11 protein-coding genes are annotated in these 12,808 nt (G+C 59.9%); 4 read left to right on the plus strand and 7 right to left on the minus strand.

Translation table 11 applies throughout. The features are described 5' to 3' along the window. Positions 1–47 precede the first annotated feature (47 nt). Complete coding sequence (gene orn / locus H3U89_RS05885; RefSeq protein ID WP_198180315.1) at positions 48–749, plus strand: oligoribonuclease; 702 nt, start codon at positions 48–50, stop codon at positions 747–749. Between the two features lie 40 nt (positions 750–789). Then, positions 790–2,196, plus strand: a complete 1,407-nt coding sequence (locus tag H3U89_RS05890; RefSeq protein WP_198180313.1) for a PIF1 family DEAD/DEAH box helicase — start codon at positions 790–792, stop codon at positions 2,194–2,196. A 45-nt stretch (positions 2,197–2,241) separates the two neighbouring features. On the opposite strand, the gene H3U89_RS05895 is transcribed toward H3U89_RS05890, so the two are convergent. The 5 genes from H3U89_RS05895 to H3U89_RS05915 form a co-directional block, all read right to left on the minus strand. Continuing rightward, positions 2,242–2,712, minus strand: a complete 471-nt coding sequence (locus H3U89_RS05895; RefSeq protein WP_198180311.1) for a GNAT family N-acetyltransferase — start codon at positions 2,710–2,712, stop codon at positions 2,242–2,244. 252 nt (positions 2,713–2,964) lie between these two features. Next, the gene (locus tag H3U89_RS05900; protein WP_198202418.1) at positions 2,965–3,465 is read right to left on the minus strand and encodes a hypothetical protein; all 501 of its coding nucleotides are present in this window, start codon (positions 3,463–3,465) and stop codon (positions 2,965–2,967) included. 278 nt (positions 3,466–3,743) lie between these two features. After that, on the minus strand, positions 3,744–5,243 hold the full coding sequence (locus tag H3U89_RS05905; RefSeq protein WP_198180306.1) for a hypothetical protein: 1,500 nt from the start codon (positions 5,241–5,243) through the stop codon (positions 3,744–3,746). Next, positions 5,243–6,028: an ABC transporter ATP-binding protein gene (locus tag H3U89_RS05910; protein WP_198180304.1), complete on the minus strand. Its 786-nt coding sequence runs from the start codon at positions 6,026–6,028 to the stop codon at positions 5,243–5,245. The genes H3U89_RS05905 and H3U89_RS05910 overlap by 1 nt, the downstream gene beginning before the upstream one ends. Before the next feature lie 66 nt (positions 6,029–6,094). Beyond that, a complete protein-coding gene (locus H3U89_RS05915; protein ID WP_198180295.1) occupies positions 6,095–6,430 on the minus strand; it encodes a hypothetical protein in 336 nt (111 codons plus the stop codon). Between the two features lie 378 nt (positions 6,431–6,808). On the opposite strand from H3U89_RS05915, the gene H3U89_RS05920 reads away from it, so the two are divergent. Then, complete coding sequence (locus H3U89_RS05920) at positions 6,809–8,623, plus strand: proline--tRNA ligase (RefSeq protein WP_198180293.1); 1,815 nt, start codon at positions 6,809–6,811, stop codon at positions 8,621–8,623. Between the two features lie 128 nt (positions 8,624–8,751). Here H3U89_RS05920 and H3U89_RS05925 read toward each other — a convergent pair whose 3' ends face one another. Further along, entirely contained in the window at positions 8,752–9,606 is an 855-nt protein-coding gene (locus tag H3U89_RS05925) for an exodeoxyribonuclease III (protein ID WP_198180291.1), read from the minus strand. A gap of 368 nt (positions 9,607–9,974) precedes the next feature. Between H3U89_RS05925 and H3U89_RS05930 the strand changes: the two genes are divergently transcribed. Beyond that, positions 9,975–10,499 (plus strand): single-stranded DNA-binding protein, encoded by a 525-nt coding sequence (locus H3U89_RS05930; RefSeq protein ID WP_198180289.1) that lies wholly within the window; start codon positions 9,975–9,977, stop codon positions 10,497–10,499. Between the two features lie 119 nt (positions 10,500–10,618). Here H3U89_RS05930 and H3U89_RS05935 read toward each other — a convergent pair whose 3' ends face one another. Further along, positions 10,619–12,712 carry a M13 family metallopeptidase gene (locus H3U89_RS05935; protein ID WP_198180287.1) on the minus strand — a complete coding sequence of 698 codons (2,094 nt, stop codon included), beginning with the start codon at positions 12,710–12,712 and terminating at the stop codon, positions 10,619–10,621. Positions 12,713–12,808 lie beyond the last annotated feature (96 nt).

Raw genomic sequence — 12,808 nt, forward strand, 5'->3', positions numbered from 1 at the left:
GCGGAAGGAGCGATCCGGGAGGCAACCCGGATCTGAAAGGCGTACAGATGAGCGATAAGAATGATCTGACTTTCTCGGCGGAGGAATCCCGCATGATCTGGATAGACTGCGAGATGACCGGTCTGGATATCTTCCATGATGAGCTGTGCGAGGTCTCCGTGGTGCCCACCGACTTCAACATGAAGGTCCTGGACAAGGGCATCGATCTGGTCATCAAGCCCTCCCAGGCGGCCCTGGACCATATGGGGGACTTCGTCAGGAAGATGCACACCTCCTCCGGTCTGATCGAAGAGATGAAAACCGGCCTGGACCTTGAGGAGGCCCAGCGTCAGGTGATCGAGTACGTCAAGCCCTTCCTGCCCGAGAACGGCAAGGCCCATCTGGCAGGCAACTCGGTGGGCTCCGACAAGAAGTTCCTCGACAGGTACATGCCTGAACTGATGGATCTTCTGCACTACCGGGTCATCGACGTGAGCACCCTCAAGGAGCTGTCCCGCCGCTGGTACCCGGACGTCTACAAGAACAAGCCGGCCAAGCATGGCGGCCACAGGGCCCTGGCCGATATCATCGAGTCCATGGACGAACTGCGCTACTACCGCTCCATGTTCTTCCTTCCGGCTCCCGGACCTGACCAGGCGCAGTCCAAGGCCGGGGCGGAACAGATCGAGCAGACCAGCCTGCTGCGTCATTACGAAGAGTCCGGCAATCCGGTCGAGGACGCCAACAAGCCTGAGAAGACCGACTACTGACAGGCATGGCCATGTACCTCTGACGTGGCACCATGGAGGCATGCAGCAATCCGAAGCCTTGACCATATTGAGTGCGGGGGCCAATGCCTTCATCACGGGCGCCCCCGGGTCAGGCAAGACCTTTGTGCTCAACGAGTTCGTCGCCCAGGCCCGTCAGGCTGGGGCGGTGGTGGCGGTGACCGCCTCGACCGGCATCGCCGCCACGCACATCAATGGCCAGACCATCCATTCCTGGAGCGGAGTAGGCATCGCTACCTGCATGACCGAATCGCTCTTGAAGCGGATCAAGACCCGCCGTCGCAGACAGATCGAGGGCACCGACATCCTGGTCATCGACGAGGTTTCCATGATGCACGCCTGGCTCTTCGACATGGTGGACCAGGCCTGCCGGGCCGTTCGCCACAGCCCTGAACCCTTCGGAGGGATCCAGGTGGTCCTTTCCGGGGACTTCTTCCAGCTGCCGCCGGTGACGCGATCCAACCGAGCTGCAGGAATACTGCCCAGCCCTGAATTGCAGGCTGCCCGGGAACGCTATGCCCAGGCCGGCAAGGACCCGGATGGGTTCGTAACAGAATCACTGGTCTGGCAGGACCTGGACCCGGTCATCTGTTACCTGACCGAGCAGCACCGCCAGGACGATGGCCAGCTGTTGACCGTCCTGACTGACATCAGAGAGGGTGGCGTCACCCAGGAGGACCATGAGGTCCTGGCTGCCCGTGTCGGCGCAGTGCCCGCCCCCGGCCAGGTGGCGGTTCACCTCTTTCCGGTCAACAAGCAGGCCGACACGCTCAACGACCAGCGCCTGGCCTCCATCGACGAAGAGGCCCACCATTACCAGGCCACATCCCGAGGTGAGGCCAGGCTGGTGGAACGGCTGAAGAAGAACATGCTGGCCCCCGAGGATCTGGCCCTGAAGACCGGGGCCGCGGTCATGGCCCTGCGCAACGACCAGGATCATCAATATGTCAACGGCTCTATAGGTACAGTCAGCGGATTCACCAGCTCGGCCAAGGGGGGATGGCCGATCGTCTCCTTCCAGAACGGCAACGTGGTCACCATGAAGCCGACCGCCTGGGAGACCATGGACGGGGACACGGTCTTGGCCGCCGTCAACCAGGTACCTCTTCGCTGTGCCTGGGGGATCACCATCCACAAGTCCCAGGGGATGACTCTGGACAGGGCGGTCATGGACCTGAGACGGACCTTCGCGCCGGGGATGGGCTACGTGGCCCTCTCTCGTGTGGAAAACCTGGACGGCCTCTACCTGACGGGCATCAATGAGCACGCCTTCCTGGTCTCTCCCGATGCCGTTATTCTGGATGCGGGTTTGAGGGCCGAGTCCAAGGCGGCCTGCGCTCGTCTGAAGGATGAAGGTCCTGAATCCTTCACCAAGCGCGCCGTCGGTCAGGAACCAGAAGACGAATTCAGCCAGGACGAGCTGTTCTGAAGGGTCGGCCTTACTTGTCTTGGCCCGGTACGGTCATTCGGGTCGCTAGAGACACCATGACAGACGGACCATGTCTTTAAGGGTGATTCCGTTCTCGACAATGGGCTGCTGGTAGCGGTCTACAAAATAATCCCGCACAATGCGGTCCATGCGAAATCCGCATGTCTGGTAGAAGCAAAGGGCTCCAAAACTGGTGGATCCGGTGCCTACTTCCAGTCTGCTCAGACCCAGCCCGACAGTTTCCATCTTGGCTCGTTCTATTAATTTGCTTCCAAGTCCCTGTCTGCGAAAAGCGCGGTTCACGCTGATATCGGCGATTTCCAAGGCGTCCGTAACCGGTCTGATAAGCAGCATGGCACCGGCCAGAGCTTGTCCCACTCGGATTTCATAGGCGCGGGAATTGGTGAAAACGTCATGGATTATCCGTTCCGAAGGATCAGCCTCCAGGAGAAGCGTCATGTGCTCTGCATCGAGGTCGGTGAAGGTCTGGATGGTCAGACCCGGCTCTGATGACATAGGTGCCCACCTTGTCCTTGTAAATCAGAAAACCTGTTTGATATACAACCATCATATCTTGGCCCTCTTTATAGGAGAGGGTAATACTGGAGAGATGCTGGATGTCAGGATGTTAGGTTGAGGATTTGCCGACCTTTTCCGGTATGCGCCGTTTGGTTTGGGTTCGGTTGACGGCCAGGTGGACTCGGACAAACTCCTGCGCTGCTAAGGCCGGCAGGGTCTAACACCTCTCACAAGCAGCTATGCTGGCTTTTATTTCTTGTCCATGATCATTCCCCGGCCTCCGGTGACCGTCCAGAGTATGACGGCGAAGACCGTCAAGACTGTGGCAATCGCCGGCCAGATCCCCTGTCCAGGAACTGGCGGTTTGATGTCCTCGGGGTATAGACGAAGCGTCAGCCCCATGCCTACCTGCATACCTTGGCTGGCGATATTGATCACCGCCAGCCCTACGCCCAGCCCAAGCCCGTAGAAACGACCCAGTAATGCGATGCCGAGCATGACCAAGGATGCGTCGACCAGGCCGTTGCAGGAAGCCAGCCTAAGTAGCGACTGCGCGGTTGTCGGGTCGCCGTGGGAGCTCGGTTTGGTAAGGAGGAGGCTGAGAAGGAACGGCAGCATCAGCACTCCTGTTCCGGCGGCTAAAGCTCGCCAACGGACGCGCGCCAGGTTCAGGCGCTCCCAGGTGGGCATAAGCGGGGCAAGCATGACCAAGGCACATGCGCTGAACGCCGCGTAGGCCAGCTCGGCCATGGGCACGATACTTGGCACGGCGCTTTTGCCTTGTGGGCATTGGGTGTGCACAGCGTCGCTGAATACAACCGCATGTGGATCAGGAAGGCAGACGTACCCGTAATATGCTGGTCGAGCATAGATCTCTCCGCCGGTAGCGGAAGCGGAGACGGAGGCGAGCAGGAAGGGCACGGCCGCAGCCAGCGCGATGAATGCCAAGGCCGCCCATGAGTGGCGCCCAGCCAACCATCCGACTGAGATTCCGCCTTTCATGGAACCACGTCGATGCCGACCGCCCATCAGTGGTTCTTCCCCAGATCATCGATGACATCGGACGGCGTGACGGCGCAGCGTTCGATCTCAGAGAGGTTGCGACGCACGTAGGCATGAAACTCTTCATTAGTGGCGTCATTAAGTAGATCGGCGGCAGGGCCTCTGGCGCTTCCCATCCCAGAGCTCCCGTTTCCTCCGCCCAACGCCTCGTAGGCGGTCTCTCTCATGCGCTGGGGCAGCTGTTCCAGCACAAAGGCGGACACGCTGGCACCGTCATCTAGTGTTCGTTGTTTGTACACGTTTTTAAGTGCCATAGCCGAGCAGTCTGCATGAATGAATTCTTTCACGATGGTCTCTGTGATATCAGCTAGGTCGCTGAATTGTCCAGTGCGTTCAGTGACTGTGTCGGTCATTACCTGTATCTTCTTGCCGCCCAGGTGCTGCAATTCGGTCAGGCCCCGGTCGGTGAGATTCCATGCCTGGCCGTGGGATGTAGGCGTAAAGGCGTTGCCCAGCAAAAGCACAAGACCCGAGCTGCCTTCCACACTGTCCTTGGGGAACCATGAGGCGACCGAATGCATATACCGTATGTAGCGTCTCAGCTGGGCACCATCATCCGGGTGGGCGCACACCGACAGTGGCACACCGTCTATGCTTTTGCAGACAGGGGTGAACGGAGCGGACCGGCGCCATTCTGCCGGACCGGACATGGCGACCAGGCCCCCGGCAGCAGTCGGAACAAGCAGAAGCACCGCCAATGGGGCGACTATCCATGATAGGCCGGGCCGCCACCAGTGCGCGGTCAGAATGCAGGCCGCTGTGGACGCGGTCAGCACTACAGCGACTAGTACCCAGCGCACTGTCACCGCTGAAGGGTTAATGCTGAGTCCCGGCTCGGCACCGATGCCCGTGTCCATCACCGGCATTGCCACGGCCAGTGGCGACCCCCACGCTCGTGGGAACACGTCACCCTTGGGAGTGCGTGGCATCAGCAGGAATACGCTGCCCCAACACAGGGCGGCAGGCAAAAGCGTGGCCGGTACCAGGGACCAGCGGCTGCCCATGATGGCCCCGAGTGCATAACCGAGGGCGAACATTGCCGCCGGCACTGCCATACCCATGAGCAAGGCTCCCAAGGGAGCCAATCCGCCCGTGGATTGCAGAGTTTGGACAATGGCGGGAAGACAGCCTGTCGCATAGGCCAGCGAGCACAATGCAGCGCCCTTGAGGACAGGCACGCCGTACCTGCGGACAGCCGAGCCTCCGATCCAGGGCGGCGCGACCATGGACTGCGGGGAGCATGCCTTCCAGGCACTCCACGCACCAAATATGCAGGCAATCACATCCGTCATTAGATGCATCCAAGTCAGGTCAAGCTGCAAGGCCGCATCTGTCAGTACCCACGGGGACGCGTCTGATCGGCCGACTCCGTAGTTGCGCACAGATAATGCGGCCGGATATACCATCATTGACAGGAAGAACACCAACGAGCTCACTGGTGACAAGGGATTGAGCAGCCGGGCCATTATGAGACCTCATTCTGGTTGGATGGCAGGTGTTCAGTCCGCGTCAGAAGCTGTCGATAACCGGATTCCCAAGGCGATGCCATTGAGTCCTCAGGATCGGCCAGGGAGGCGAGATCATCCATGTGTCCGTCCAGGAGCAGACGCCCGTGGTTGAGCACCAGTACACGGTCGGCAATTGCGGCCAGGTCCTCGACCAAATGCGTACTTACAAGCACTGTGTGGCTGTCGGCATAGGCATCGAGGAATTTACGCACCTCAATGCGCTGCACCGGATCGAGGCCAACGGTTGGCTCGTCCAAGACAAGCACGTCGGGACGGGCGACAATCGCGCAAGCGATGCCCGCTCGTTGACGCATGCCACCGGACAGGCTGCGCACCTGATGCCGGGATTCCTCGGACAAGCCCACCTGTTCCAATGCCCACACCGCTGCATCACAGGAAGCTTTCCAGGACAGACCGCGCGCCCATGCGGCGTACCGCACGTTGCGCAAAAGACTGGAAGCATTCATCAGCTCGAACGATTGTGGCAAATAGCCAATCCGACTCCTGGCCCGACGTCGTCCGGAGTTGGTCAGCACATTCGCGCCGGCTATCCTGACACTGCCCGACGAAGGACGCGACAAGGTGGTCACAATATTCATCAGCGTCGTCTTGCCGGCACCATTGGGCCCCAAGAGCCCGAATACGCCATTGCCGAAGTTCAAGGACACATCTGACAGCGCCTGTTTGCGGCCGTATGAGAAAGACACGTGCGAGAGAGAAACGTCTACTTTATAAGTCACCATTGAACCAAACCATAAAAAGAGAAGCGGCTCTTCTTTACAAAGAACCGCTTGACCAACCTAGTAGTCTTACGGGTTTCCTACTTCCAAACTCACAGGGTTGCCGCTTGGAACATCGTTAACACCAAATGGACACCCACCAGAATAGCTGGTGCCGTTCTTTATCCAACCGGTGGCTTGATCGGGCCATAATCTACAGGCAATCTTTGCCCTGGCATATCGAGGCGAATTTTTGCAAGTAATTTTGGCTTGATTATTATGCCGAGTAGCTTTGCACGGGACAGATACCCTCGTCCCCGAGAACGTCACCGCCTCATCGGCGTATACTGCTGCTGGAACTGCTGCAAACATACCAAGCGCAGCAATAGCAACGAGAAGTTGTCTCATGATTTTGAAGAGCTTCATTGTTCCCCCTTACTTATAGAGTCCATTCTCTATTAGAGGTATTACCCTCAACACATAGTTTATAATAAATTATTATAAGAGTCAAATCCAGCTTTCCCTGCGCTTCTTCCCAGATTCGCGGTCGTCATGATCGGCCTTGATTGTCCCTCTGGGTTATGGCCACCATGGCTAAGTGCAATTGGAGTTATCAATCGTGTCCGGGCAAGCGTTGTCTACCAGGATAATTTTCTTTCAACATTGTTGGGTAGTCGTATGTAACGAGAGCGGGTTTCTCTGCAAGAGCGTCCATAATCGCAGATTTCAGGCTCTCCTGCAGCAAATTGTCACAGGTCATCTTTTATGGCTGCTTGTCCCTTTGCGCGCATATCTTTGGGAGGTATGAGAACCAAAGCCATGCGCATGTCAACCCTCTTTCTGCGGACCCTCAGGGAGGATCCGGCCGATGCCGATGTAGACTCGGCCAAACTCCTTCAGCGTGCCGGATACGTCCGCAAGGTGGCCCCTGGCATCTTCACCTGGCTGCCACTGGGTCTGAAAGTCCTTGACAAGGTCCAGGCCGTGGTCCGTGAGGAGATTAACGGCATTGGCGCCCAGGAGGTCCACTTCCCGGCCCTGCTGCCTCGCGAGCCCTACGAGGCCACCCACCGATGGGAGGAGTACGGCGAGAATCTCTTCCGCCTCCAGGACAGGCACGGCGCTGATTACCTGCTGGCTCCCACCCATGAGGAGATGTTCACCCTTTTGGTCAAGGACATGTACTCCTCCTACAAGGACCTGCCGGTGGTTCTTTACCAGATCCAGACCAAGTACCGCGACGAGTTCCGTCCCCGCGCCGGGCTGATCAGGGGTCGCGAGTTCATTATGAAGGACGCTTACTCCTTCACTGTGGATGAGGAGGGGCTGAAGAAGGCCTACCAGGATGAGCGCGGCGCCTATGAACGAATCTTCAAGCGTCTGGGTGTCAATTACGTAATCGTCCATGCGGTCTCCGGACCCATGGGGGGATCCGAGTCCGAGGAATTCCTGGCTCCGCTGCCCATAGGTGAGGACACCTTTGCCCTGGCTCCCTCGGGGAAGGCGTGGAACGTGGAGGCGCTGACCACCCCGCACCCCGAGTCCGTCGACTATTCCGAGACCCCGGCCATGCAGGAGCTGGATACCCCCGACTCGACAACCATCGACACTCTGGTGGAGCGGTTCAATCAGCTGCATCCCCGCCAGGACGGCCGGGACTGGACCGCTGCCGATACTTTGAAGAACCTGATTGTAGCCGTCAAGCACCCTGCTGACGATGACCATCCAGAGGGCTGGCGGGAGCTGGTGGGCGTCGGCCTGCCGGGCGACCGTCAGGTGGACATGAAGCGGCTGGAGGCCCAGTTCGCCCCGGCCGAGATCGAGGAGGCCAGTGAGACTGACCTTGCGGCCCATCCCGAGCTGGTCAAGGGGTACATTGGTCCTCGCGTGCTGGGCCCTCAGCGTTCGGACAGTGAGTCCGCCGCTCATATCCGCTACTTCCTCGACGCCCATGTGGCGCCCGGCTCAGCCTGGGTGACCGGTGCCGATGCCGAAGGCGTGCACCTGGCCAATGCGGTCTACGGGCGTGACTTCCAAGCCGACGGAGTGGTCGAGGCCGCCGAGGTCCGTCACGGGGATATGAGCCCTGACGGATCAGGACCGCTCAGCTTCGAACGTGGAGTGGAGATCGGGCAGGTCTTCCAGCTTGGACTGAAATACTCTGACGCATTGGGTCTGAAGGTTCTGGACCGCAACGGCAAGGCGGTGCCGGTCTGGATGGGTTGCTATGGCATCGGCATTTCCCGCGTGCTGGCCTGCATCGCGGAGATGCATCACGATGACAAGGGTCTGGCCTGGCCCAAGGCTGTCGCTCCTGCCGCGGTTCATGTGGTGGCCACCGGCAAGAGGCAGGAGGCCTTCGATGCCGCTGAGAAGCTGGTCGCCGATTTGGAGGACCGTGGCGTGGAGGTCCTCTACGATGACCGGCCCAAGGTATCCCCCGGGGTCAAGTTCAAGGATGCCGAGCTGATCGGGGTGCCCCTGGTCGCCATTGCCGGACGCGACACCATCGCCAACGGCACCATCGAGATTCGCAACCGCGACGGTTCGGATGTGCAAGCTGTTCCTGCTGATCAGGCCGCTCAGGTGATTCTTGATCGGATCGTAGCCCTGCAGTAGGGCATGCCACACCCATGGTTGCTTATCGCAACCAATATAGAGGGGTGGGGCCCTGGTCACGTACATCATGGCGTGACCAAGGCCCCACCCTTTTGGTCGTATCGGTTTGGGTTCAGGGATCTATCCGGTCAGATGCGCAGCAGAATGGGCAGATGGTCCTGGCGCTCGCCGGTGTCCACGGGTTCACTGGTGCTGACCTGGTCAGCGATCCGGTTGGAGGTCAGCCAGTAGTCGATGCGCCAGCCGGAGTTGTTGATCTTGCTCTTCGGGGCACGCTGGGCGAACCAGGTGTAGATGCTGCGGTGGTCATCGTAGAATCCAGCGGCATCGCCATGGATCTTTCGGAAGGTGTCGGTGAAGCCTGCGTCCAGCAGAAGGCCGAACTTCTCGCGCTCCTGGTCGGTGAAGCCGGCGGAATGGTGGTTGGATGCCGGGTTGGCGATGTCGATCTCCTCGTGGGCCACGTTGAAGTCGCCGCAGGCCAGGACCGGCTTGCGGGCATCCAGCTCCTGCAGGTAGTGACGGTAGCAATCGTCCCAGACCCCGCGCGGCTTGAGCCTGACCAGTCCCGATCCGGAATTGGGGGTGTAGACCGTGGTGACGAAGCAGTCCGGGAACTCCAGAGTGAGCATGCGGCCCTCGTCGTCCATGGTGTCCGGAGCGCCGATGCGGGGGCGGGTCACGGTAGGCTCCGGCAGGCTCTTGCGGTAGAGAATGAGCGTGCCTGCGTAGCCTGTGCGGGCCGGGGCCTCGGAGCGGCGGTCCACCTCCTGGTAATCGGGGAAGTAATGCATGAGCGCCTTAAGGATGCCTACGGATTTCTTCTGGTCACCGTTGAGTTTGGTCTCCTGGATGGCTACGACATCAGGGTCCAGATCCCGGATGGTCTCCACCACATTCAGGGAGAGAGCGCTGCGGCTGCTCTTGCCCAGCAGGGCGGCGTTGAGCGAATCGATATTCCAACTGACCAGCGTGTGAACCATGACTGCGGGTCCTTCCAAACCGTACCGATGTATCTGCTCTCACAGTTTAGCCCAGGACCAATGCTCGATGGTCCTGGACAGTGGAGGGGCATTCGGAACCCAGCCATGGGGCGGCTTGTCCACCACGGGAACCAGGCCGAGCCCGTTCGACCACATTGGTCTGCGGGTCAGGTGCGGGGACGTGGGCGGAGGCAGGATGGATTCACCGTTCGTCGGAGGGTTCCTGGCCGGGGCCAGTACCTTCCCCCGCTCCGATTATCCGCGCTCCGGTCGGGATCCTCCGTCGAATGGCCTCACCGCTGCAAGATCAGGAATCGACCGGCGGATTTACAGCGTCGGATTCATAACATCGACAGAGAGGTTCCGGTATGTCCATCAACGAAATAAAAACGACCGTCTTCGGCTTCATGGGGGCCCAGCCAACTCGTCTGGGACAGCCTGGGTCTACACCTGTCTGCTCCTTCAGGCTGGGTTCCACGCCGGCCTATTACGATGCTGCGGCTGGGGTGTGGAAACGAAAATCCACCACCTGGCTGACGGTCAAGGCCTTCAGAACTCTGGCGGTTAATGCCCTGGCCTGTCTGCACAAGGGTGATCCGGTGATGGTTTCCGGATCCTTGGTGACGGAGGAATGGACCAGCGATGGTCAGCCGCACAGCAGTCTGGTCTTGGTGGCGGATGGCATCGGTCACGACCTGGCCCGGGGACAGGACACCTTCACCAGGAACCAATCGGGTGCTGCGCCTGTTGCGCCCACCGATGAGGGGGCGGTGGGCCCGGACCCTTGGACCACGCCGCTACCATCCTCACCGTCCGAAACCGCCTCTGTCTGTGCATCCTCTGCTTCGTCTGCAGCCGAGCGGACATCGGTGGTGGCTTCCAATGCTGGATGAGCAAAGGTTGTTCCGGCCGAGCAAGACGAAGGCGGGAGGCCGACTGATTCCCGTCTGCCTCCCGCCTTGATCAGCACGCTACTTGAAGCCGTGAACCAACGATTTCGATCAGAACAGGTTTACCAAATCTTGACCCGTGCTTCGGGCTCCAGCCACATACCGTCCTCGGCGGTGACTCCGAAGGCCTGATAGAAGCGATCCACATTCCTGACGATGCCGTTGGTACGGAATTCAGCAGGGGAGTGGGGATCGATCTGCAGATACTGTTCGGCCAGCTGATCCCTGTTCTTGGTCCTCCAGATGGAGGCATAGGACAGGAAGAACCGTTGCAGACCGGTGTAGCCGTCCATGACCGGAGCCGAGGCCAGTGCCTGGTCCATGGCCGCATCGTCAGTCCCGGCTGTGCCGCCCTCCTTCTTCTGTAGGGAGAGTGCATAGGCCTTGATGGCGATGTTGACGCCTCCCAGGTCCCCGATGTTCTCGCCAATGGTCAGTGCCCCATTGACATGAGGTGCCTGCTCGGGCTTGTCGGCGTACTTCTCGGCAAGTTGCTGGGGGACGAACCCGTTGTACTGCTCAATGAGTGCCTTGGTCCGTTGTTCGAAGTTTTTACGGTCCTGCGGGGTCCACCAGTCCTGCAGACGTCCGTCACCGTCGTACTTGGAGCCCTGGTCGTCGAATCCGTGGCCGATCTCGTGGCCGATGACCGATCCGATGCCTCCGTAGTTGACGGCGTCGTCGGCTTCCGGGTCGAAGAATGGCGGCTGCAGGATGGCTGCGGGGAAGACGATGACGTTCAGGGTGGGCTCGTAGTAGGCGTTGACCGTCTGAGGGTTCATCAGCCACTCTTCCTTGTCCACAGGCTGACCGGCCTTGCCGAACTGGTAGCCGGACTCGTAGAGGTTGGCCCGTCGCACATTGTCGACCAGACCCAGCTTTTCGTCCACAGCCAGGGCCGTATAGTCGCGCCAGTGTTCGGTGTACCCGATCTTGGGCGAGAATTTGTCCAGCTTGGCAAGAGCCTTGACCTTGGTCTGTTCGCCCAGCCAGTCGCTGGAGGTGATGGAGACCCGGTAGGCGTCGATCAGGTCTGAGACCAGGGCCTCCATACGGGCCTTGCTGGAGGCGGGGAAGTGCCGACGCACATATTCGCGTCCGACATCCTCGCCGCAAATGCCGTTGACCAGGGATACGGCTCGCTTCCAGCGGTCACGCATCTTGGTCGTGCCTGAAAGGACCTTGCCATAGAAGTCGAACCTGGCCTGATCGAAGTCGCTGCTGAGCAGACCTGCCCACTCGATCAGGGTGTGTACGCGGGCCCAGAGTTTCAGATCCTCCAGGTCGCTGGTCTTCCAGAGTTCGTTCAAACCCTGCAGGAAGGAGGGTTCGTGCACGATGGTCCTGGACAGGGCCGAGCTCAGATCGACCGGTTGCAGATTGGCGACGGGGCTGGCTGCATATGCCTTCTGCCAGGACTCGATCCAGGTGTGCAGATCGAAATCGGCGAGCGCCGACTCCAGGTCAGTTAGCGTAGTGGGGTTGTAGGTACGATCCTCATCTCTGGTGGACACGTTGTCCCAGTGGCGTGCCGCTATGCGTGTCTCGAACTCGAGGAAGGACCCCGCCTGCCTGTGGGCATCCTCCTGGTCGTCGGCGTAGCCGGAGAGCCTGAGCAGGGAGGCGACCATGTCGGTGTAGGCCTGACGGACCGGAGCGTAACTCTTCTCCCGGTAGTAGGCCTCGTCGGGAAGCCCAAGCCCGGCCTGTTCCATATGAGCCACGTTGACGCCGGCGTTGCCCGGATCGCCATAGATGGCAATGCCGAACAGATCGGGGCCGCCAGTGGGATTGAGCCGGCCCAGCAGGCTGGTCAATGCCTTCTTATCGGGCACGGCATCAATGGCCTGCAGGTCGGGGCGGATGGGTTCCATTCCTGCAGCCTCGATGGCCTCGGTGTCCAGGAAACTGCGGTAGAGCAGGGCTGACTTGACAGCCGGGGATTCCGGGTCTTCGAGGATTTCGCGGATCTGTGCCTCGGCATCCTCGGCGAGCTTGTCGAAGGAGCCGAACCGGGAGCGGTCCTCGGGCAGACTGTAGGTGTCGATCCAGGGACCGTTGACAAAACGAAAGAGGTCGTCCTGGGGCCTGATGACCGAAGAGAAGGAGGCCGGATCAAGTCCGGAGGAGGTCTTGGATTCAGTAGATTGTGCCATGCCACAAGCCTAGCCATCTTTGGTGACATGCCATGCCCCGGGGTCGGCGGGGATCAGCGGACCGGAGAATCATCCGCCTAAGGGAAAAGCCGCGAT

It is taken from the genome of Bifidobacterium sp. W8104 (genome assembly GCF_016100735.1).
Lineage (GTDB): Bacteria > Actinomycetota > Actinomycetes > Actinomycetales > Bifidobacteriaceae > Bombiscardovia > Bombiscardovia choladohabitans.

What these genes read in the sequence shown, in the direction of transcription:
- orn (WP_198180315.1), top strand. Translation starts at nt 48, where the DNA reads ATGAGCGATAAGAATGATCTGACTTTCTCGGCGGAGGAATCCCGCATG.
- H3U89_RS05890 (WP_198180313.1), top strand. Translation starts at nt 790, where the DNA reads ATGCAGCAATCCGAAGCCTTGACCATATTGAGTGCGGGGGCCAATGCC.
- H3U89_RS05895 (WP_198180311.1), bottom strand. Translation starts at nt 2,712, where the DNA reads ATGTCATCAGAGCCGGGTCTGACCATCCAGACCTTCACCGACCTCGAT.
- H3U89_RS05900 (WP_198202418.1), bottom strand. Translation starts at nt 3,465, where the DNA reads ATGGCCGAGCTGGCCTACGCGGCGTTCAGCGCATGTGCCTTGGTCATG.
- H3U89_RS05905 (WP_198180306.1), bottom strand. Translation starts at nt 5,243, where the DNA reads ATGGCCCGGCTGCTCAATCCCTTGTCACCAGTGAGCTCGTTGGTGTTC.
- H3U89_RS05910 (WP_198180304.1), bottom strand. Translation starts at nt 6,028, where the DNA reads ATGGTGACTTATAAAGTAGACGTTTCTCTCTCGCACGTGTCTTTCTCA.
- H3U89_RS05915 (WP_198180295.1), bottom strand. Translation starts at nt 6,430, where the DNA reads ATGAAGCTCTTCAAAATCATGAGACAACTTCTCGTTGCTATTGCTGCG.
- H3U89_RS05920 (WP_198180293.1), top strand. Translation starts at nt 6,809, where the DNA reads ATGAGAACCAAAGCCATGCGCATGTCAACCCTCTTTCTGCGGACCCTC.
- H3U89_RS05925 (WP_198180291.1), bottom strand. Translation starts at nt 9,606, where the DNA reads ATGGTTCACACGCTGGTCAGTTGGAATATCGATTCGCTCAACGCCGCC.
- H3U89_RS05930 (WP_198180289.1), top strand. Translation starts at nt 9,975, where the DNA reads ATGTCCATCAACGAAATAAAAACGACCGTCTTCGGCTTCATGGGGGCC.
- H3U89_RS05935 (WP_198180287.1), bottom strand. Translation starts at nt 12,712, where the DNA reads ATGGCACAATCTACTGAATCCAAGACCTCCTCCGGACTTGATCCGGCC.